This window comes from Acidimicrobiales bacterium (assembly GCA_041394265.1).
Classification (GTDB): domain Bacteria; phylum Actinomycetota; class Acidimicrobiia; order Acidimicrobiales; family SZUA-35; genus JBBQUN01.
Window position 1 is genome coordinate 3,916,035 of sequence record JAWKIO010000005.1, and the last position, 20,073, is coordinate 3,936,107.

Genomic DNA, 20,073 nt, shown 5'->3' on the forward strand with positions numbered 1-20,073 from the left:
TCAGGCAGCGTCGACACCCGACGCAGCTTCGAGCTCAGCAAACCAGGCTTGCGCGATTGGTGACCACGCCGTGTGCCGGTCGTGAAAGGCGGTTGTTGCGACCTCGCCGGCCCACGTCGGCGGCAGGAGTGCGGCTGGGAGTTCGGGATCCGTGAACGGGAACCGCCGCCAATCGTGCACCAACTCGATCAGTGCGCGGAAGTGGTCTGGCCCATCGCTCGGCTGTTCATCCGCCCTGTCGTCGATGAACGTGCGGTAGCCGGCTTCGATCTCGTCGAGTGACCAGGCCCGGCGGACGAGGTCGATGTCGCGCTCGTTGCTTCCAGTGGTGGACAGCAGCACAGTGCTCTCGTCGGCGATGCCCAGTTCTTCGAGCACGATGCGCAACTCGCCCTCCCGGCTGACGTGAGGAGACACCAGGAGGCTCGCCGCCAGTTCGCCGAACCCGAGAAAGCCGAGCCGCTTGCGTAGCTGTGTTCGCACCGACCGCTGCGACTCCGCAACCGGACAATGCGCCAAGAGCCAACGCCCGTCCCAGTCGGCCTGATTGCGGCCGAACCCGTAGATGCGGCGAGCACCGGATTCGAGGAGCCGGCGGCCGTCCGGGGTGAGCGACCAGCGGACGGCTCGTCCATGGCGAGTACCGGCGATGAGTCCGAGGTCACCGATCCTCGCCACGGCCTGTCTCGCGTTCTTCTCGCCGATGCCGAGCGCGTCGGCGGCAGTGACCAGCGTGGCGGTCCAGACCTCGCCCCCAGCGGGGAGAACGTATTCGCCGAGCATCGTGAGTACGAGGGCCTTGGCCCCGCCACGTTGCGCCGGCAGGCGGCCGGCTGCGGGTGCGATGTTCGCCGTCGTGCGGCGTGGCGTCGGGCTCATCGGTTGTTCTCCCCGCCAGCTCTATCCCAGTCGCTCCCGCAGGGCGTAGCGCTGGATCTTGCCGGTTGCGGTCTTTGGTAGGTCATCGACCACAAGGATGCGGCGGGGCCGCTTGAACGCGGCCATTCGTTCTCGGCAGTGGAGCTCGAGCTGCGCCGGATCCGGTGTCGCTCCTGTCGCCGGCACGACGAATGCCACCACCTCCTCGAGGCCGGTGTCGTTGCGGGCGCCGACCACCGCCACCTCGAGGACATCAGGGTGCTCGATGAGGGCGCTCTCGACCTCGGCCGGTGACACCCAGATGCCACCGGCCTTGATCATGTCGTTGTTCCGGCCGAGAAACGTCCAGTCGCCATCGCTCGAGCGGGTGTAGACATCGCCGGTTCGAACCCACCCCTCGCGGAAGGTTGCGGCGCTGACTTCGGGGCGTTCGTGGTAGCCAACGGCAGCGGAAGGACCGCGCACCCAGAGATAGCCCGGGGTGTCGATGTCATCGATCACTTCATCGGTCTCGCTTCGCAGCTGGACCTCGTAGCCCGGCACCGGGACACCGCTACTTCCCGGAGTCTGGTGGGTGAGGGTGTTCGAGATGAAGATGTGGAGCAGCTCGGTCGAGCCGATGCCATCACAGACGGGGGTACCCGTCAGCGCTTGGAAGCGAGTCTGCACGTCGGCCGGCAGCGATTCTCCCGCCGTGACCGTTGCCCGGACCGACGCAAAGGTCTCGGGACGCGGTGATGCATCGAGCAGCGCCGCACAGAACCCGGGACTGGCGAAGAAAAGTGTCGGTCGCTCGGCTCCGATCAGTTCCAGGAACGACGGGGGCGTGGGTCGCTGAGGGCTCAGAATAGTCGTTGCGCCGACGGCCAGGGGGAAGGTCAGTGAGTTGCCGAGCCCGTAGGCGAAGAACAACTTGGCGACCGACAGGAACCGATCGTTCTCGGTGATCTCCAATACTTGCGTTGCGTACGTCTCGACCGTCGCACGCACGCTGCCGTGTACGTGCATCACACCCTTCGGCGTTCCCGTCGTGCCGCTGCTGTAGAGCCAGAAGGCCGGCGACATCACGTTGGTGTCGGCGGCAGCGTAGGGCGAGCGGTTCGTGAAACCCGACCAATGGTGATGAACCTCCGAGCCGGTGTCGCCACAGATCACGACGCCGGTGACCGACGGGGCGGCATCGGTGATCGCGTCGATCGTGGTGGCGTAGACGTCATGAGCGACGACGAGTTTCGCTCCGGCATCGGCGATGATGGTGCCGAGCTCTGGCCCGGTGAGCATGGTCGACAGTGGGATGGGCACGACGCCCGATCGCAGCGACCCCAGGAACCATGCGGGAAAGGCGAGGTCGTCGTTGAGGATCAGTGCGACGCGGTCGCCTTCGCTCACACCGAGCTGGTCGAGCGCGTGCTGCGCCCGATGGAGCTCGCCGAGCAGATCGACGTAGGTGGTGTCCTCGCCCTCGCAGCGAATCGCAACGCGATCGCCCCGGCCCTCGTCGACGTGCCGGTCGACCAGCCACGTGGCCACGTTGTGCGCTTCTGCCTGCCGGCGTGCGTCGGTCATTGATGTTCCCCCTTGCGATCGTGTTCGATCGAGCACGGCTCAGACTTGCACGTAGTCGTAGTCGATGGGCTTCTGGTTGATGCCCGACGTCGGGGGCGCGATCCAGCCCGCCATCTTGCCGGGCTCGGTGACACCGACCATCAGCGATTGGACATGGGCGCGGTCGTCGTCGCTCGGGAGCCAACGATTCTTTGATTTCTCCCATTCCTCGGTCGACACGATTGCTCCGTCGGGGGCAACGTGGTGGCCGCGGAAGGTGCCGACCTGGCGATGGAAGCCGATGTGGGGGAGGCGCAGCTCGACGTCGGAACCTGCTTCGGCCAGTGCTCGGTTCCAACGATCGATGCCCTTCTGGCAGTCGACGGTGTAGTCCTCACGCAGGGTCTCGTTCAGCCCTGCCAGCTGGGTGACCTCGCGCTCGCCGATTCCGGTGTCGGTCATCTCCGGCACGGCGCGGTACAACGTGTCGAGACGATGATCGTCGTCTCGTTGCTCCTCGTGGAAGCGCCCCTTGAGACCGGCCGAGAAGTAGTTGGCTGCGTTGGTGGAGGTCTCTGCTCCGAAGAGGTCGAGGCTGACCGAGTAGTGGAAGTTGAGGTACTTCTGCAGCACGTCGAGGTTGATGCCGCCGTGAGGTTGCACGTCGTCGGTGTCGTGCTGCTGCATCAACTCGAGCGTGCGACCGATCACTCGGGCGATGCCGGTGGCGCCGACGAACATGTGGTGGGCCTCTTCCTTGAGCATGAAGTCACAGGTGCGGCTCAGCGGGTCGAAGGCCGATTCCCGCATGGAGGCGAGCTGGTACTTGCCGTCTCGATCGGTGAAGTAGGTGAAGAAGAAGAACGACAGCCAGTCCGGTGTCTCCTCGTTGAACGCGCCGAGGATGCGGGGATTGTCGGGGTCGCCCGAGTGGCGCTCGAGCATGGCGTCGGCCTCATCACGGCCGTCCTTCCCGAAATAGCGGTGCAGCAGGTAGACCATCGCCCACAGGTGACGGCCCTCCTCGACGTTGACCTGGAAGAGGTTGCGCATGTCGTAGAGCGAAGGGGCCGTCAGGCTCAGCTGGCGCTGCTGTTCGACCGAGGCGGGCTCGGTGTCGCCCTGCACCACGATGAGACGACGAAGGTCGGAGCGGTATTCACCGGGCACCTCCTGCCACACGTCCTGGCCCTTGTGTTCGCCGAACGCGATCTTGCGGTCGGGTTCGGGTTCGGCGAGGAAGACGCCCCAGCGGTAGTCGGGCATCGACACGTGTCCGAAGTTCGCCCATCCCTGCTGCCCGACATCGATCGCCGTGCGCAAGAAGACGGGGTTGTCCTTGAAGGCGGCAGGCCCGAGCTCTTCCCACCATCGGATGAACTTGGGCTGCCACGACTCGAGCGCTCGTTGCAGTCGCCGGTCGCCTTTGAGATCGACGTTGTTCGGGATCTTGGCGTCGATGTCGACGGTGATGCTGGTCATGGTCACACTCGCTTCGGGTCGTAGGACGGACGGGTGCCGGTGCCGAAGCGCTGCAGCGCTCCGTCGGGACCGACGGCGTTCGGGCGCTGGAAGATCCAGTTCTGCCAAGCGGTCAGCCGGGAGAAGATCTTGGTCTCCATGGTTTCCGGGCCGACGAAACGGAAGTTCGCCTCCATACCGGTCAGGGCGTCGGGCGAGAAGCTGTTGCGCTCTTCGAGCATCAGGCGCACCTCGTCGTCCCAGTCGAGATCGTCGGGCGTGAAGGTGACGAGTTCGGCCGCCGACGCATCGGCCGCAGTCAGGTCCTTGCCGGCCACGTCGAGCACAGCTTCGAGTGCGTCGGATCGTCCCCAGAACCGGGTCTGCAGTCGGGAGATGCCGTTCGACATGGGGAACCAGCCGAGGCTCGCGCCGGTGAGTCGGATGGTGGCAGCGGGTGGTGGATCGTCGTCGTCCTCCCAGGTGCCTTCCAGCATGTAGCTGCGGTCGGCGGCCAAGAGCAGCTCGGCGAGGATGCCGACGAAGGCGCTCCCTGGGACCACGGTGGCGACGAGCGTGCGGGCCGAGACGTCCAATCGCTTCAACACCCTGGCCCAGAGCAACCGGACCTCCCGGACGAACCAGTGGTCGCCGTCGACGGTGAAGGGTGCTTCGGCAGCGGCCACTGCGTCTCCGGAACCGGTGGTCTCGAAGACCCAGGTGCCGACCTCAGGCTCATTGAAGCGCAGGTGCAAGACGGCGTCGTCGAGTTCTCGCGCAACGGCGAGCAGCCAGCTCGCACACCCGGCGGCGACCAGTTCCTCGCCGGTGGATGGTTGCGGCACCGAAGGCGCAGCCACGGTGATGGTGGCGGTACCGATCGAGCGGTCGATCACGACTGCCACGTATGAGTAGGTGATGGAGTCGTCGCCGATCACGCGGTCGAGCGGCTCCAGGATCACGCCCGCAGCGTCGCACGGGCGGTCAGACTCGTTCGAGCGGGCAGCGGCGCGCTCCGCCGTGAGCGCGGCGAACTCGCTGGCGGGAGCAATGGCGTCGACCAGACCCCAGTCGACGGCGGTCTGGCCTCGCACGCCCTCGTTGCGCGTGCTGAACGCGTCGGCGAGGTCTCGTCGTACGTGGCGCTTGTCGACGACTCGGGTGAGCCCGCCTGTCCCCGGGAGCACGGCGAGCAGTGGGACCTCAGGGAGCGACACGGCCGACGAGCGGTCGTCGACGAGCAGGATCTCGTCGCACGCCAGTGCGAGCTCGTAGCCGCCACCCGCTGCCGTGCCGTTCACCGCTGCGATCCACGTCTGTCCACTATTGGCCGTGGCGTCCTCGATCGAGTTGCGAGTCTCGTTCGTGAACTTGCAGAAATTGACCTTGTGGCCATGCGAGGAGCCGGCGAGCATCCGGATGTTGGCGCCTGCGCAGAACATGCGCTCGATGCCGCCGGTCACGACGACGGCCTTCACCTCGGGGTGTTCGAACCTCAGCCGCTGCACGGCGTCGTTCAGTTCGATGTCGACGCCGAGGTCGTACGAGTTCATCTTGAGCTCGTAGTCGTCACGAAGCCCGCCGTCGGGGTCGATGGCCAGCTCGAGCGTGGCGACCTCGCCATCGAAACGAAGCCGCCAGTGTCGGTAGCGATCGGGGTGCGTCGAGAAGTCGACCCACGGATCGTTGGTGTCTGCCATGCGGTCCCCCTTGGGCGCGGGAAGATGTGATGGTGGTCACATCTTGCGTGGACCTCATTATCTACACAATGAGGTCGACACGTCAATCACTTGTAGAACGATTGTTGCGTGGGTAGAGGTGGAGGGACCGTCAGGAAGCAGGGGTGCTGACGCCCTTTGACCAGAACAGGGTGTCGTGGGGGAAGCCGATGCCCTGGGTGATGGTGTTCGACTCGAACACGATGGAGTCGTAGTCGACTTGGCCGTCGGAGCCCGGCGCCTCGCTGATCCCGAACCCGTTGGAGTCGACGATCTCGTTGCCGGTGACCGTGATGTTCGCCAAGCGGTCGGTGGTGACCGAACCGTCGGCGTAGCGCTCGGCCAGCCAGGTCTCGTGGCTCTGGGGCCGAGGCGTCTGCTGCAACACGATGGCACCGTCGCAGTGGCGCAGCGTGTTGCCGGTGACCACCACACGCTCGGACTCGGCGACGGTGATGCACCCACCACTCCAGTCTTTGCCCCACCGGGTGTCGGAGCCCGAGTTCACGATCGTGTTGTTCTCGATCAGGCCGTCAGACGAGATCTCGTAGAGGATGCCGTGATCGGGCTGATCGCTCACGGTGTTGTTCGAGATGGTGACGTTGTTGCACTGCAGGTCGCACCAAATGCCGGTCATGTTGTTGTCGTAGACGACGTTGTCGGTGATCATGACCGGCTGATCGCCGAGGTTGTGCGCGAGCTTGATGCCACCGCCGTTGGCGCCCTGGCCGCTTGCTGCGTCGGCGCCATTGCCGTAGATCGTGTTCCGGGCAATCAGGGCACCGTTGAAGTTGCCGCCCGAGATCCCGTTGACCCCGTTGTCGTAGAACTCCGAGTCGACGACGGTGAACCCGTGTCCGACCACGACACCCGATGCCACATTGCCGTGGGCGACGATGTTCTCGATGTACCAGCCGGACGCGAGCCCGGTCCCGTCGGCGGGCGGCCACAGCATGGTGGAGCCACGGATCGGTGCCTGCGGTTGGGGGAAGGTGCCGGCAGGATCGTCGAAGTTGCGCAGCGTCATCGTCGAGATGGTGACGTCGGCCGCCTCGCCGAAGAACGCGGTCTCGTGGCCGGAGCCGTCGACGATCACCTGGTCGCGGTCGACACCGGTGAAGGACATGCCGTTCTTCGGCTTGACCGAGAAGAAGTCGTACGTGCCGACGGCCAGCTCGAAACAGGCGCCCTCCGGTGCGTTGCTCACCACTGCGGCGAGGTCACTCGCGGGCGCCTCGATCTCGATGCAGGGGGCCGGGACGGCTTCGGTCGGCGAGCCGTCAGGATCACCATCGACGGCGGGAGCGGTCGAGACCTCGGCGGACTCCTCGGCGGACGCTGTGCTGGGTGGGCTCTGGGTGTCGTCGTTGGTGTCGGTCCCGCTTGCGCGTAGGACGAGGACGAGGACGGTCGCCGCAATGGTGGCGACCAAGCCCAAGGTCGCAATCGTCCGCTGTCGTTTTGGTTCCGCCACGACCGACCAAGGTAGCGGGCCGGAAGGCGAGGGCAGGGGTCGGGCCGATCAAGCCCATCGGTCGGCGCGAACGTTCGGTCAGTGCAATGAGCTGCAACAATGCGCCCGTGATCGATCGCATCCTCGGCCCACTCACTCCTCCCGATTTCGACGGTGTTCACTTCGCCGACCAGGGTGACCGGCTCGTGCTCGAAGCCACCCAACCACTCGTGGGTATTGCCAGTGGCCGGTTCGCCAACCCAACGGTCGCCGCGTCATTTGGCGTGGGGGAGTTGGCGGCCGACAACGTCTCGTTCGTCGGGTTCGCCTACACGCAGTTCGCCCTGCCCGTTCGCGTTGCGCCGGGCGGGCGTTTCGACTTCCGACCCGCCGCCAACCTGAGCTCTCCGGCAGCCGTCATGCCGCTCGTGCTGATGAGCGACGACGGCCGGGTCGAACTCCTCGCTCCGCTCGGCGCCTGGCACGAGCAGGTGATCGCCGTCGACCAAGACGACGCCATTGCGGGCTTCCGTTGGGGCTGGCACGGCGACCTCGCCGACGTGCCGGCGGGGTTCAGGGCCGAACTCGGGATCTTCACCGGCACGTCGATTCGCGAGGTGTTCGATCGGTGGGGTGGAACCATCCGAACCGCCGCCGGAACGCAACGGCCTGGCAGCGATGTCGATCCGCTGCTCACCCATCTGTCGTACTGGACCGACAACGGTGCGGCGTATTGGTACCGAACCGAGCCGGGGGCCGATCTGACCTCGACGCTGCAGGGGAAGGTGGCCGAGCTCGACGAGCTCGGTGTGTCGGTCCGCTCCGTGGAACTCGACTCGTGGTTCTATCCGCACGAGATCAGCCGACCGGTCGCCGAAGTCGGTTATCTGGAAGAGGTACCGCCCACCGGGATGTTGTCATGGACCCCCAGAGCCGACGTTCTACCGGGCGGGGTCGGCGGCCTGCGAGCCGAGCTCGGCGACCGGCCGCTCGTGTTGCACAGCCGCCACATCTCGCCCTCATCGCCCTATCTCGAACAAGGTGAATGGTGGGTCGATCGCGCCGCTCACCCTGTCGACCCGGCCTTCTTCCGGCGCTGGTTCGACGATGCGGCCTCCTGGGGTGCGACCTGCATCGAGCAAGACTGGATGATGGTCACCTTCTTCGGTGTCCGGGACATGCGTGCGGTGCCAGGGCGCGTGATGGACTGGCAGCGAGGGCTCGACGATGCGGCAGCTGCGACGGGACTCCACCTTCTGTGGTGCATGGCCCTTCCCGGCGACTTCGCCGCCTCGGTCGAGTTGGAGCAGGTGATCGCCGTACGGACATCGGACGACTACCGATTCGCCGCCGACCCTGCGCTGCTGTGGGTGTGGTATCTGACCGTCAACTCGATGGCGAACGCACTCGAACTGCGTGTCTTCAAGGACTGTTTCTTCAGCTCGACGCCTCCGGATGGCGCGCCCTCGGGAGGGATCGACGGCGATCCGCATGCCGAGTTGGAAGCCTTGCTCGCTGCGATGTCGGGCGGAGTTGTCGGTATTGGCGACCGCATCGGGCGGACCGACGTCGATGTGGTCGCCAGGGTGTGTCGATCCGATGGACGCCTGGTCGGCCCCGACGATGCGATCACGCTGACCGACCGGAGCTTCGCCACCGCCGGAGTGGACGGCAACTCCCTGTGCTGGGCGTCCGCGTCGAGCGGCGAGTGGGTGTACCTCGTTGCGATCAATACCGCAGCCGAAGCACAGCACATCACCGATTCGTTCGATCTCGCCGAGCTCGGGATCGGTCCTGAGGCGCTCGTGTACGACTGGCGGAACCGCACGGCGCAACCGGCGGCGAGCATCGATGTCGACCTCGACTCACGAGATTGGGCGTTGTTCGTGTGTTGCCCGATGTCCACCGACGCAGCGGGGCACCGCTCGGCCGTCGTGGGCGATCCTCGGAGGTATGCCACCATGGGTCGTTCGCAGGTCGACCACGAGCGTCTCGAGATCGTGGCAGTCGACGGCGAGGTCGGATCGCTGCTTCGCTGGTCCGAGCTCAACGGGCTGCACCACTGAGTGAGTCGGCGCTTCGCCCGCTGATCATCAGGTGTCGTGGGGCACGACCGCCTGGTCGGCAACATCGCCGATATCGGGGTAGATGACCTTGATGAGCGCAACGGCGATCGCCGTCGCAACGAGCTGAGAGGCGATGAACGCCGGAGCCGACGCCGGCTCGATCCCCGCGAACGAGTCGCTCATCGTCCGAGCGATGGTGACCGCCGGGTTGGCGAAACTCGTCGACGACGTGAAGTAGTACGCCCCGGCGATGTAGCCGCCGACGGCGAACGCCGCCACCGATGACTTCCCGGACCGCACCACACCGAAGATCACGAGGAGGAGGCCGATGGTCGCAACGGCCTCGGCGAACACGAGATTGCCAGCCGAGCGGTCCTTGGTCGACCAGTTGACCACGTCGAGGTCGAACATCAGATTGGCGGACATGACGCCGACGGCGCCCCCGGTGATCTGCGCCACCACGTACGCCATGGCGGTGGGCGTATCGATGCCGCCGAGCATCCGGTCGGCCAGCGTGACGGCGGGGTTGAAGTGTGCACCCGAGGCCGGGCCGAGCGAGAGGATGAGGGCAATGAGCACGCCGGCAGTGGCGAACGCATTCTGCAGCAACTGGAGGCCGACATCGTCGGTGAGGTTGGTCGCCATGATGCCTGACCCGACGACACCGGCGAGCAGAAAGGCCGTGCCGACGAACTCGGCGATCAGCTTGGACCAGCTGGGCTGCCAACGCGGGCCGGCCGCGGTGGAGGACGATTGGGTGTCGGGACGTCGCCCGGTGGTCGTCATGCCGCCGAGGCTACGAGAGTTGCCAGCAACACTTGCACTCGTTGGCCGATGTCGTCTCGGATCTCGCGCACGACCTCGATCGGTTGACCGGATGGGTCGGTGAGCTCCCAGTCCTCGTATCGCTTCCCTGGGAAGATGGGGCAGGCGTCTCCGCAACCCATGCTGACGATCACGTCGGCGGCACGTGCGATCTCATCGGTCCACGGTTTGGGGTATTCGGATGAGATGTCGATGCCGACCTCACCCATGGCCTCGATCGCGTTGGCGTTCGTCTCGGCGCCTGGATCCGAGCCGCCGGAGAACACCTCGACTCGGTCGCCGGCGAGTTGGCGGAGCCAGCCGGCAGCCATCTGCGAGCGCCCGGCGTTGTGGACGCAAAGAAAGAGGACGGCCGGTTTGCCGGGCCCGCGAGTTCTCCGCTTGCTGGTTCGGTGCTGTTGGGATCCATGGCGACGGCCTTTCGCGACCTGGGTTGCTCGTGAGTTCTCGAACCATTTATCCACTCAGCTAAAATCGAGTCAACAAGCACTGAGTGAATACCGGGTGACATTTCGGGTTCCTGGGAGGGTCTAGGTGCCCTGTTGTGCGGCCAGCGAGGTCGCCTACGTTGTGTTCGTGCGAGAGCTCGAGTGGAAGGCCGTTGTCGAGGAGGGGTTCGAGCTGCGACCGGATCGACTCGTGGTCCCTGGAGGAACGCTGTCGGCTCGGCGCACCTCGCCGATCCACGATGAGTACTTCGACACCGATGACCTGCGACTGGCGCGGTGGGGTGTGACCGTTCGTTGGCGCGACGGCGAGGGGTGGACCGTCAAGCTTCCGCGGCAACGGCCGTTGTCCGGTTCGGTGCTGGACCGGTCAGAGCTGCACATCGAAGGCGACCCGGAGTCTGTACCAGACGAGGTTGCCGCGCTGGTCGCTCCGTTCGCCCGCCACCAGGTTCTTCACGACGTCGCTCAGCTCGAGACTATGCGAACAACGTGGACCTGGACCTCTACCGATGGCGTTGTCGTGGGCGAACTCGTCGACGATCATGTCGCGGGTCGAGGCCGCAACGGTGATCGACGGTTCCGCGAGATCGAGTTCGAACTCGGCCCCGGAGGCGATCCCGACACCATGGCGGTCATCGTCGAGTCGCTCGGTCTTGCCGATCCTCGTCCGGCCGTACCGAAGCTCGTTCGTCTCCTGGGTGACGAAGCGTCCGCGCCACCCGACGTCGTGAGGATCGAGCTGCCCAAGCAGCCAACGGCAGCCGACGTGATCCACGCTGCGATTGCCGCGTCGGTACAACGATTGATCACGCAGATCCCGGCGGCCCGGCTCGGAGTCGATCCCGAGGGTGTCCATCAAGCCAGAGTGGCGACCCGTCGCCTCCGGTCCGACCTGCGCACCTTCGCCCCGCTGCTCGACAAGGAGTGGGCCCGGGAGCTTCGGCGAGAGCTCTCTTGGCTCGCCGACGAGTTGGGAGCGGTACGAGACAGCGATGTCCTCCAGCTGCACCTGGCCGCTGCGCTGGCGGCCAACCCCGAGATCGATCAGGCTCGTGGAGCAGACATCCTCGGACGTCTCGCGGCCGAGAACGTTCGCAAGCGCGATGTCCTCGTCGGACACCTCGCCGACGAGCGCGCGATCACCCTGTACGACCACTGTGTGCAGGTAGCGAACGATCCCCGATTGCGCAAGCGGGCGCGGAAGCGTGTGGCATCGCAAGTGCTCCCTCCGCTGATGAAGTCCAGCTGGCGGGCGTTGCGATCCGAGGTTCGCGGGCTGAGTGATCCGCCAGCCGAGGTCGAACTCCACGAGCTGAGGATTCTCGCCAAGCGCGTGAGATACGCGGCCGAGGCGGTGGCACCGGCCGTCGGCAAGAAGGCGAGGAAGTTCGCATCGTCTGCCGCAGCTATCCAGGACGTCCTCGGTGAGCTCCACGACAGTGTGGTGGCAGCCGAGTGGTTGGAGCTGGCAGCGGCGACCGACCTGGATGCCGCTGGAGCCTTCGCTGCCGGTCGGCTCGCGCAGCAGCTGCGATCCCATGCCATCGCGAGCGCAACGGAATGGCGGGACAGCTATGACGCGATGCGGCGCCGAACCGACTGGATGAAGGTCGACTGAACGAGGGCGAGGCCGAGCGGCTCAGTCCGGCGAGATGCCGTTCACGAGTCCGAGGCCGTGCGTCTTGTAGCCGAGCAGTTCGAGCAGTTCGTCGGATGCGAACTGTCGGACTGAGGGATTGAGCGAGAGGAACCAGTTCTCCTGCGTTCGATAGATCGGTCGGGTGTACCAACCGAACGCGGCAGCCCGATATTGATCGGTGGTGGTGTTGGCCCCGGTCTGGTGCCACAACCTGGCGTCGAAAACCACCAGGGAGCCGGCGGGAGCCTCGAACGGGACGGCCTCGGCGGAGTCGTCGGGATGCGGTGGGCGGTTGAGGAGGTGGCTCCCGGGCACGAAGCGGGTCCCGCCGTTGTCAGTGGTGAAGTCGTCGATGCACCAGGCGGCGTTGGCCCCCTGAGGTGATGCCGGCCACGGCTGTGGGATGAAGAGCTGATCCGCATGGAGCACCCCGGCGGCGCCGCCGGGTCCGGTGATGTTGCCCGACAGGTTGCCGAGCAGCATGGGCCAGCCGAGCACCGAGCGCAGCAGCTGGATCGCTGCCGGGTGCTCGACGAGATCGACGAAGACGGGCGAGCGGCTGGGCAGGTTCCAAACGCGCTGGTTGGTGTCGTCGAGGTCGAGTCCGAACCCGGGCTGGCCGGTGCGCCGGTTCCGGTCGTCGGTGGCCGCCTGGTAGAACTCGCGGCGGATCGCCGCAAGCGTGTCGCCGTCGAGCACGCCGGTCACCGCACAGATCGCATGCTCGCGAAGGTCGTGCTCGGCTCGCTCGAGATCGTCGGTCGGGTCCGGCAATCGTGTGGTCACGGAATCGATGGTCACGAGGCCTCCCGACTCATGTCGCCGCGCTGACGTACCCGACGCTCGACACCGCAGACTACGGCGGACCGCATTCCCAGGCCAGCTGGCTCAGAGTGACGTGACCTGACCGACGAAGAGGACGAGGCCGGTGTCTACGTGTCGGATCACGTAGAGGAAGGGGCGGTCGGCGGCAATGGTGAACTCTGGCTCGGGCGGGCCCGACTCGGCGAAGCCGAGTCCGGTGGCGGCTGCCGCCTCGGTGCCGATTTCGTCGACCGTGATCACGGCAGCGTGTACCGCACCATCGAGAAAGGCGTCCATGGCGGGATAGTTGCCGGGCGCAGCGCCGAGATCGGTGAGCCAGGGGAGGAGATCGAGGTTTGATTCGGTCTCCCACTTCGGGAGGAGGAGCTCATACGGACCGGACTCGACCGTGGTGTCGATGTCGTCGAGCAGCTCCTGTGAGAGTCGATCGCGCATCGCAGCGAGGTCGTCGGGGACGATCACCAGCATCGAATAGTCGGCGCCGAGGTAGGGGAGCTCGGCGGCAGCCCACCCGTCGCCGATCCCGCGAGGAGCGGTGAGCTCGAGTTCACGCATGAAGCTGGTCGGGGTGGAGGATCCGTCGATGTTGGTGAAGTCTCGGTCGATCGTGCCGTACTTGCCGAAGACCGTCTGCCATTGGGCCTTGAAGTAGAGCGCGTCGGTGAGTACCAGGTTCGTGTTGCCGTCGATGAAGCCCTCGGGGAGCAGCGACGGGATCAGTTCGTTGGTCTGGTCCGACACCCAGGCATTGATCCGCTGACGGCTCTCTTCGGGCTTGGCCACATCGATGGTCTCCGCACCGGCGCCGTGATGTGTGGCCAGCAGATCAATCCAGTCGGCGTCGACGGTGAGACCCTGCCGTGGCCAGATGCGGTCGGCGATCGTGACCACCGGCGTTGGCGCTCCTTCGTTCGACGTCGCCTGGCCGTTGCTGGCGGCGATCGCCTGGTCGATGGCGTTCCAGGCGTCGTGGGCGGCGATGCCCTCCGGGAGCGCGAAGCCGGCGTCGATGTTGGCACCGGTCGGCTCGTCGGCAGCGGCCCGAGCCATGAGCAGTGCGTGGCCGATGCTGGTCGGGCTGAACACCGTGCTCTCGTCGGCCGGCAGTGTTCGAAGAAGGTCGAAACCGGCGTCGTTGAATCCGTTGGCGAGGTTGGTAGTCGGCGCATCGTCAAGGAGGTCGGCTCGACCGAGACCGTCAGTCGGTTCGATCACGCCGGCTTCGCCGCCGTCGGACCCACTCGTGCCGCAGGCGGCGAGTGCGAGGAATGGAACGGCGACAAGGATCGGGAGACGGCGCATGGTGATTGGACGATCGCACCCGTCGGCTGGTTCCCGCCATGGCCCTTCGGCCTCAGTCGGGCCACCGTCGCCCCGGCCGGCGCAGCATCTGCGGTGTGGGGGTGCCGTGTGCGGCACCGTCGTAGCGGAGATGGCACAGCGAACTGCCGCCAGCCGGGACCTGCGATGTGAGGGTGCCATGAACGGCACCCTGGTAGCGGAGATGAGCCCTGGACGCCGGCAGGTCCGGCCGGGGTCGGTCGAGCCGGTAGGGTCGCGGCCATGCCTCGGCTGCTGATCGTGCACCACACCCCGTCGCCCGGGATGCACACCATGCTCGAGGCCGTGCTCGACGGAACGAAGGCCGAGGGGATCGAAGGGGTCGAGGTGGTGACGCGGGCGGCACTGTCGGCGACTGCATCCGACGTGCTGGCTGCCGATGGTCTCATCCTTGGCACGCCCGCCAATCTCGGCACGATGAGCGGAGCGCTCAAACACTTCTTCGACACGATCTACTACCCGTGCCTCACCGAGACCGTCGGCCGTCCTTACGGTGTTTACGTCCACGGCAACAACGACGTTGACGGCGCACTGGCCGACATCGCCAAGATCGCCACCGGCCTGCAGTGGCGACTCGCCCAGCAGCCGGTGCGAGTCTTCGATCGGCCCGGTCGACCTGACCTCGATGCGTGCTGGGAAGTCGGTGCCGCCATGGCGGCGGGATTGATGGCGATCTGACTGGCGGGCACTGGGGCACCTAGCATCGCGGACAACGCCATTCGACATCACTCCTGGGGGAGGCAGCGATGACCGACGTGCAGCTCGACCGCGAGACCTGGTTGTCGCGCAAACCGGTGCGCAGCCCCGAGATGGAGCAGGCGATCTTCGGCGGTGACGTCGGCGATGCCAACGACCTGTCGCTCGACGAGATCAACCCGATGAACCCGCACCTGTTCCGGGAGCATCGCTGGCACGAGCACTTCGCCCGGCTTCGTCGTGAGGACCCGGTGCACTTCAACGAGCTCGGGTCGGCCGGTCGCTACTGGTCGGTGACTCGCTACGACGACGTGCGTGCCGTCGACAGCGATTGGAAGACCTACTCCTCGGCCGATGGCATCACGATCGGGCCTCGGATCGGGTCGCCCATGCCGGAGACGGTCGGTAGCGGGTCGGCCTCGTTCATCGCCATGGACCCGCCGGACCAGACGGCGCAGCGCAAGACGGTGAGGGGCATCTCGGCGCCCAGCAGTCTGCGGAACCTCGACGATCTCATCCGCGAACGCACCGTCGGCGTCCTCGAGTCGCTGCCTGAAGGCGAGACCTTCGACTGGGTCGAGTCCGTCTCGATCGAACTCACCACGCTGCTGCTCGCAACCCTGTTCGACTTCCCGCTCGAGGATCGCTACAAGCTCACCCGCTGGTCCGACGTGGCCACCTCGATTCCTCAACCGGGAGGGATCGTCGAATCCGGTGCCCAGCAGCGGGCGGAGATCCGCGAGTGTCTCGAGTACTTCGAGCAGCTGTGGATCGAACGCGAGACGAACCCCGGCTTCGATCTGGTGTCGATGCTGGTGCACGGCGACGCCACCCGACACCTGCCGGCCTCCGCCCACCTCGGCAACATCTTCCTCCTGATCATCGGTGGGAACGACACCACCCGCAACACGATGTCGGGCAGTGTCTACGGGCTCAACCAGTACCCCGACCAGTACGCCCAGCTCATCGCCGACCCGTCGCTGGTGGCGAACCTGGTGCCCGAGATCGTCCGCTGGCAGACCCCGCTGTCGTACATGCGCCGCACAGCGACCTGCGACACCGAACTCGGTGGCAAGCAGATCCGCAAGGACGATCAGGTGCTGATGTGGTACCTCTCGGCGAACCGAGACGAGTCGGTGTTCGGCGACAACGCCGACGCCATCGATCTCCACCGGCCGAACGCCGACCGGCACCTGTCGTTCGGCTACGGCGTGCACTTCTGCATGGGCAGCCGACTGGCCGAACTGCAGCTGAGGATCCTGTGGGAGGAGATCCTCCAACGCTTCGACCGCATCGACGTGGTCGGCGAACCACAGCGCACGTTCTCGTCCTTCATCAACGGCTACACCCACCTTCCCGTCGAGGTCACGCGCAAGCGCTGACCGGCTCCCGGAGTTCGCCGCCGATCTCTAGGATGTGGCCGCCGACGACAGGAGCAGGACCATGAAGCGCATCTCCCATTGGATCGCAGGAACGACGAGCGACGGCTCGGGTGAGCGGACCGCCCCGGTGTGGAACCCGGCGACCGGTGAGCAGCAGGCCGAGGTCCGCCTCGCCTCGGCGAGCGATGTCGACACTGCCGTCGGCGCCGCTGCCGCCGCCTTCGAGTCGTGGGGCAACTCCTCGCTGAGCGTGCGGACCAAGGTGCTGTTCGCCTTCCGGGAGATCGTCAACCGCCGGGCGGCAGAGCTCGCCGACGTCATCACCGATGAGCACGGCAAGGTCCTGTCCGACGCCGCCGGCGAGGTGCAGCGCGGGTTGGAGGTGGTGGAGTTCGCTTGCGGCATCCCGTCGCAGCTGAAGGGCTCCTACTCCGATCAGATCTCGACCGATGTAGATGCGTTCTCGTTCCGTCAACCGCTCGGCGTCTGCGTCGGCATCACGCCGTTCAACTTCCCGGCCATGGTCCCCATGTGGATGTTCCCGGTGGCCATCGCCTGTGGCAACACCTTCGTCCTCAAGCCATCCGAGCGAGACCCCTCCGCTGCGATGTTGCTGGCCGAGATGTGGGCCGAGGCGGGGTTGCCCGACGGGGTGTTCAACGTCGTGAACGGCGACAAGGAATCGGTCGACGCCTTGCTCGATCATCCCGACGTCGCTGCCGTGTCGTTCGTCGGCTCGACGCCGATCGCGAAGTACGTCCACGATCGAGCGTCGGCCAATGGCAAGCGGGTCCAGGCCCTTGGTGGAGCGAAGAACCACGCCATCATCTTGCCCGACGCCGACATGGAGTTCGCCGCCCAGCACCTGGCGTCGGCGGCGTTCGGGTCGGCCGGTGAACGGTGCATGGCGATCTCGGCGGCCGTGGCGGTCGGCTCGGCCGGTGACCGCTTGATGGAACACGTCGAGGGTCAGGCCCGATCGGTGAAGGTGGGGTCGGGGCGTGACGCCGCCAGCGAGATGGGACCGATCGTCACCGCTCAGGCCCGTGACCGGATCGTCGGGTTCATCGACTCCGGTGAGCAGCAGGGAGCGCAGGTCACCGTCGACGGTCGAGGTCTGGTCGTGCCCGGCCATGAGGGTGGCTTCTTCGTCGGTCCCACGGTGATCGACCGGGTCACCACCGAGATGGATGTCTACACCAACGAGATCTTCGGCCCGGTGCTGTCGGTTCTTCGGAGTGACGACGTCGACGCGGCCATCGATCTCATCAACGCAAATCCCTACGGCAATGGGACCGCCGTGTTCACCAACTCGGGAGGTGCGGCCCGAACCTTCATGCGTGGGGTGACGGTCGGCATGATCGGGATCAACGTGCCGGTCCCGGTCCCGATGGCTTACTACAGCTTCGGTGGATGGAAGCACTCGCTGTTCGGTGAGCACCATGCGCACGGCCCTGACGGCGTGAACTTCTACACCCGAGGCAAGGTGGTCACCGCCCGTTGGCCTCAAGCCGGAACCCCGAGCGGCGCCTCGTTCGACATGCCGACGTCGTCGTAGTCCTGGTGACTCGGCCGAGTGTCGGGTTGGCAGCCGACGCTGCTTGGACGAGCCGTGCCGGAAACCTGCAGTAGCGTGCCGAGATGGACTTGGTCGACCTCGACCGCTTTCACGACCTCGGCTACGCCGGCCCGTTCGAGGCGCTTTCGCCCGAGGAAACGGCCGCCACTCGTGACGCCGTCGCGAGCTTGCTCGCCACGGCCCCCGATCCCTACCCCGAACGCGGCTTCCATGCCCGGCAGGTGCCATATCACCACAACCGCTTTCTCGACTCCCCGATCGCCTTCGAGTTGTCCACCCATCCCGAGATCGTGGCGCGTGTCCGGGCCTTGCTCGGGCCCGATGTGCTGTTGTGGCGAGCTCACTTCTTCGACAAGGGGCCGGGCGCAAAGGAGATCCCCTGGCATCAGGACGCGAACTACTGGCCGCTGGAACCGGCCGTCATCGTCTCGGCGTGGTTGGCCCTCGACCGGGTCACTGCCGAGAACTCCTGCCTCCAGCTGATTCCGGGGTCACACCGCCGGATCGTGCCGCATGTCGCAGCGACCGATGACATGGCTTTCCTCGAGATGGCCGAACCCGGAAGCTATGACCCGAGCCACGCCATCGACATCGATCTCGAGCCGGGGCAGTTCATCTTGTTCAACGAACGGATCCTGCATCATTCCGAGCCAAATCGCTCGATCCTGCCACGTTGCGGTCTCTCGATTCGCTTCATCCCACCCCTGGTGAAGGTCCTCACCTACGACTCCCAGAATCACGTGCTTCCGGTCGTGTCAGGAGAAGACCGTCTCGGATTCAATCGCACGCTCGGCTCGCCGACGGATCGACTCGTGCGGATCATCGCCGATGATTAGGGTGCGGCCATGACACCCGACATCGAAGTCTCACGCGACATCGCCGCTTCACCTGCGGCGGTGTTCGCTGCCCTCACCGACATCACCCGCATGGGGGAGTGGTCACCGGAAACCTACGCCACGGAATGGCTCGACGGCGCGTCGACCGCCGAGGTCGGTGCCTCGTTCATGGGTCACAACCACAATGGTGACAAGGAGTGGAGCACCAAGGCCACGATCGTCGAGTTGGTGGAGAACGAGCGCTTCTTCTTCGACTGCAGCGCTCGGGACTTCGTCTTCGCCAAGTGGGGCTACTCGATCGAGCCGACCGACGACGGCTGTCGGGTCACCGAGTACACACAAGACCTCCGCCCGGAAGAGATCAAGGAGCGTGGCTCGTCGATCTCCGGGGTGACCGATCGGCTGTCGCACAATCGAGCCGGTATGGAGGTCACGCTCGAACGGCTCGCCGCTGCCGTCGAGTCCGACTCATGAGCGACGAGACGTCCATCCAACGTGGCATGACCGAGTTCGAGGGACGGGTCGCCGTCGTCACCGGTGCCGCTAGCGGGATCGGTCTCGGTATGGCCCGCGCCTTCGCCGGCGCCGGCATGAAGCTCGTCCTCGGCGACCTCGACACTGGCGCGCTCGATGCGGTCGTCACCGATCTCTCCTCGTCCGGTGCAAGCGTGGTCGGTCGGCGGACCGATGTGTCGCAACTGGGCGACAACGAGGCGCTGGCCGATCTGGCCATCGACACCTACGGCAAGGTGAACGTGCTGTGTGCCAACGCCGGTGTCGGTATCCCGACCCAAACCCACAAGATGAAGCTCGATGACTGGAAGTGGATTATCGACGTCGACCTGTGGGGCCCGATCTACGGGGTGAACCTCTTCCTGCCACTGATCGAGGAACAGGGCGAGGGCCACATCAACGCCACCGCCTCGATGGCGGGCCTCATCGCCAGCCAGATGATGGGGGCCTACAACGTCGCGAAGTTCGGAGTGGTCGCCCTCATGTCCACCGTTGAGCGCGACCTCGCCGGGCGCAAGAGCCCGGTCACGGCGTCGGTGCTCTGTCCTGGCCCGATCAACACCAACATCAGCCGCAACTCGGTCAGCTTCCGGCCAGGCCAGGCCAAGCCGAAGGTCGACGGGAACGCATCGGCGAAGAGTGCGAAGAGCATCCAGGCGATGCTCGAGCAGGGGATGGACCCCGATGATGTCGGGCGCCTCGTGCTCGAAGCCATCGGCGCCAACCGGTTCTGGGTGCTGACCCATCCGAACTGGGCCAAGGCAGTCCAACGTCAGGTCGACGCGATGATCGCCGACCAAACGCTGACCCGAGCCTGAGACGTTCGCCGCTGGTGGACAAGCGGCTTTGGTACAACGTCGATCCAA

Annotated in this window: 17 protein-coding genes; 8 read left to right on the forward strand and 9 right to left on the reverse strand. The window is 65.9% G+C overall.

The genetic code is table 11. The features are described 5' to 3' along the window. The 5 genes from R2733_18910 to R2733_18930 form a co-directional block, all read right to left on the reverse strand. Nucleotides 1–879: a PaaX family transcriptional regulator C-terminal domain-containing protein gene (locus R2733_18910; protein ID MEZ5378583.1), complete on the reverse strand. Its 879-nt coding sequence runs from the start codon at nucleotides 877–879 to the stop codon at nucleotides 1–3. A gap of 21 nt (nucleotides 880–900) precedes the next feature. Next, on the reverse strand, nucleotides 901–2,445 hold the full coding sequence (locus tag R2733_18915) for a benzoate-CoA ligase family protein (GenBank protein MEZ5378584.1): 1,545 nt from the start codon (nucleotides 2,443–2,445) through the stop codon (nucleotides 901–903). 39 nt (nucleotides 2,446–2,484) lie between these two features. Then, a complete protein-coding gene (gene boxB / locus R2733_18920) occupies nucleotides 2,485–3,906 on the reverse strand; it encodes a benzoyl-CoA 2,3-epoxidase subunit BoxB (protein ID MEZ5378585.1) in 1,422 nt (473 codons plus the stop codon). 2 nt (nucleotides 3,907–3,908) lie between these two features. Then, nucleotides 3,909–5,585 carry a 2,3-epoxybenzoyl-CoA dihydrolase gene (gene boxC, locus R2733_18925; protein MEZ5378586.1) on the reverse strand — a complete coding sequence of 559 codons (1,677 nt, stop codon included), beginning with the start codon at nucleotides 5,583–5,585 and terminating at the stop codon, nucleotides 3,909–3,911. A 130-nt stretch (nucleotides 5,586–5,715) separates the two neighbouring features. Continuing rightward, on the reverse strand, nucleotides 5,716–7,077 hold the full coding sequence (locus R2733_18930; protein ID MEZ5378587.1) for a right-handed parallel beta-helix repeat-containing protein: 1,362 nt from the start codon (nucleotides 7,075–7,077) through the stop codon (nucleotides 5,716–5,718). A 107-nt stretch (nucleotides 7,078–7,184) separates the two neighbouring features. Between R2733_18930 and R2733_18935 the strand changes: the two genes are divergently transcribed. Next, nucleotides 7,185–9,122, forward strand: a complete 1,938-nt coding sequence (locus R2733_18935; protein ID MEZ5378588.1) for a hypothetical protein — start codon at nucleotides 7,185–7,187, stop codon at nucleotides 9,120–9,122. A gap of 27 nt (nucleotides 9,123–9,149) precedes the next feature. On the opposite strand, the gene R2733_18940 is transcribed toward R2733_18935, so the two are convergent. Further along, nucleotides 9,150–9,908, reverse strand: coding sequence for an MIP/aquaporin family protein (locus R2733_18940; GenBank protein ID MEZ5378589.1), 759 nt, complete (start codon nucleotides 9,906–9,908; stop codon nucleotides 9,150–9,152). Further along, a complete protein-coding gene (locus tag R2733_18945; protein ID MEZ5378590.1) occupies nucleotides 9,905–10,411 on the reverse strand; it encodes an arsenate reductase ArsC in 507 nt (168 codons plus the stop codon). The genes R2733_18940 and R2733_18945 overlap by 4 nt, the downstream gene beginning before the upstream one ends. Nucleotides 10,412–10,523: 112 nt before the next feature. Between R2733_18945 and R2733_18950 the strand changes: the two genes are divergently transcribed. Then, nucleotides 10,524–12,014 (forward strand): CYTH and CHAD domain-containing protein, encoded by a 1,491-nt coding sequence (locus tag R2733_18950; GenBank protein MEZ5378591.1) that lies wholly within the window; start codon nucleotides 10,524–10,526, stop codon nucleotides 12,012–12,014. Nucleotides 12,015–12,035: 21 nt separating this feature from the next. On the opposite strand, the gene R2733_18955 is transcribed toward R2733_18950, so the two are convergent. Both R2733_18955 and R2733_18960 read right to left on the reverse strand, forming a co-directional pair. Further along, the gene (locus tag R2733_18955; GenBank protein MEZ5378592.1) at nucleotides 12,036–12,821 is read right to left on the reverse strand and encodes a phytanoyl-CoA dioxygenase family protein; all 786 of its coding nucleotides are present in this window, start codon (nucleotides 12,819–12,821) and stop codon (nucleotides 12,036–12,038) included. Between the two features lie 102 nt (nucleotides 12,822–12,923). Then, nucleotides 12,924–14,162 (reverse strand): serpin family protein, encoded by a 1,239-nt coding sequence (locus tag R2733_18960; protein MEZ5378593.1) that lies wholly within the window; start codon nucleotides 14,160–14,162, stop codon nucleotides 12,924–12,926. A 261-nt stretch (nucleotides 14,163–14,423) separates the two neighbouring features. On the opposite strand from R2733_18960, the gene R2733_18965 reads away from it, so the two are divergent. From R2733_18965 to R2733_18990, 6 genes are all read left to right on the forward strand, one after another. After that, the gene (locus tag R2733_18965) at nucleotides 14,424–14,879 is read left to right on the forward strand and encodes an NAD(P)H-dependent oxidoreductase (protein MEZ5378594.1); all 456 of its coding nucleotides are present in this window, start codon (nucleotides 14,424–14,426) and stop codon (nucleotides 14,877–14,879) included. A gap of 68 nt (nucleotides 14,880–14,947) precedes the next feature. Further along, nucleotides 14,948–16,279, forward strand: coding sequence for a cytochrome P450 (locus R2733_18970; protein MEZ5378595.1), 1,332 nt, complete (start codon nucleotides 14,948–14,950; stop codon nucleotides 16,277–16,279). Nucleotides 16,280–16,340: 61 nt separating this feature from the next. After that, entirely contained in the window at nucleotides 16,341–17,837 is a 1,497-nt protein-coding gene (locus R2733_18975) for a CoA-acylating methylmalonate-semialdehyde dehydrogenase (protein ID MEZ5378596.1), read from the forward strand. Nucleotides 17,838–17,920: 83 nt separating this feature from the next. Continuing rightward, nucleotides 17,921–18,694 (forward strand): phytanoyl-CoA dioxygenase family protein, encoded by a 774-nt coding sequence (locus R2733_18980; protein MEZ5378597.1) that lies wholly within the window; start codon nucleotides 17,921–17,923, stop codon nucleotides 18,692–18,694. A gap of 9 nt (nucleotides 18,695–18,703) precedes the next feature. Continuing rightward, nucleotides 18,704–19,168, forward strand: coding sequence for an SRPBCC family protein (locus R2733_18985; GenBank protein ID MEZ5378598.1), 465 nt, complete (start codon nucleotides 18,704–18,706; stop codon nucleotides 19,166–19,168). Continuing rightward, complete coding sequence (locus tag R2733_18990; protein ID MEZ5378599.1) at nucleotides 19,165–20,025, forward strand: SDR family NAD(P)-dependent oxidoreductase; 861 nt, start codon at nucleotides 19,165–19,167, stop codon at nucleotides 20,023–20,025. The genes R2733_18985 and R2733_18990 overlap by 4 nt, the downstream gene beginning before the upstream one ends. Nucleotides 20,026–20,073 lie beyond the last annotated feature (48 nt).

Excerpts from the sequence above, each read along its gene's own strand:
- R2733_18910 (MEZ5378583.1), bottom strand. The coding sequence starts at position 879 with ATGAGCCCGACGCCACGCCGCACGACGGCGAACATCGCACCCGCAGCC.
- R2733_18915 (MEZ5378584.1), bottom strand. The coding sequence starts at position 2,445 with ATGACCGACGCACGCCGGCAGGCAGAAGCGCACAACGTGGCCACGTGG.
- boxB (MEZ5378585.1), bottom strand. The coding sequence starts at position 3,906 with ATGACCAGCATCACCGTCGACATCGACGCCAAGATCCCGAACAACGTC.
- boxC (MEZ5378586.1), bottom strand. The coding sequence starts at position 5,585 with ATGGCAGACACCAACGATCCGTGGGTCGACTTCTCGACGCACCCCGAT.
- R2733_18940 (MEZ5378589.1), bottom strand. The coding sequence starts at position 9,908 with ATGACGACCACCGGGCGACGTCCCGACACCCAATCGTCCTCCACCGCG.
- R2733_18960 (MEZ5378593.1), bottom strand. The coding sequence starts at position 14,162 with ATGCGCCGTCTCCCGATCCTTGTCGCCGTTCCATTCCTCGCACTCGCC.
- R2733_18965 (MEZ5378594.1), top strand. The coding sequence starts at position 14,424 with ATGCCTCGGCTGCTGATCGTGCACCACACCCCGTCGCCCGGGATGCAC.
- R2733_18970 (MEZ5378595.1), top strand. The coding sequence starts at position 14,948 with ATGACCGACGTGCAGCTCGACCGCGAGACCTGGTTGTCGCGCAAACCG.
- R2733_18975 (MEZ5378596.1), top strand. The coding sequence starts at position 16,341 with ATGAAGCGCATCTCCCATTGGATCGCAGGAACGACGAGCGACGGCTCG.
- R2733_18980 (MEZ5378597.1), top strand. The coding sequence starts at position 17,921 with ATGGACTTGGTCGACCTCGACCGCTTTCACGACCTCGGCTACGCCGGC.
- R2733_18985 (MEZ5378598.1), top strand. The coding sequence starts at position 18,704 with ATGACACCCGACATCGAAGTCTCACGCGACATCGCCGCTTCACCTGCG.
- R2733_18990 (MEZ5378599.1), top strand. The coding sequence starts at position 19,165 with ATGAGCGACGAGACGTCCATCCAACGTGGCATGACCGAGTTCGAGGGA.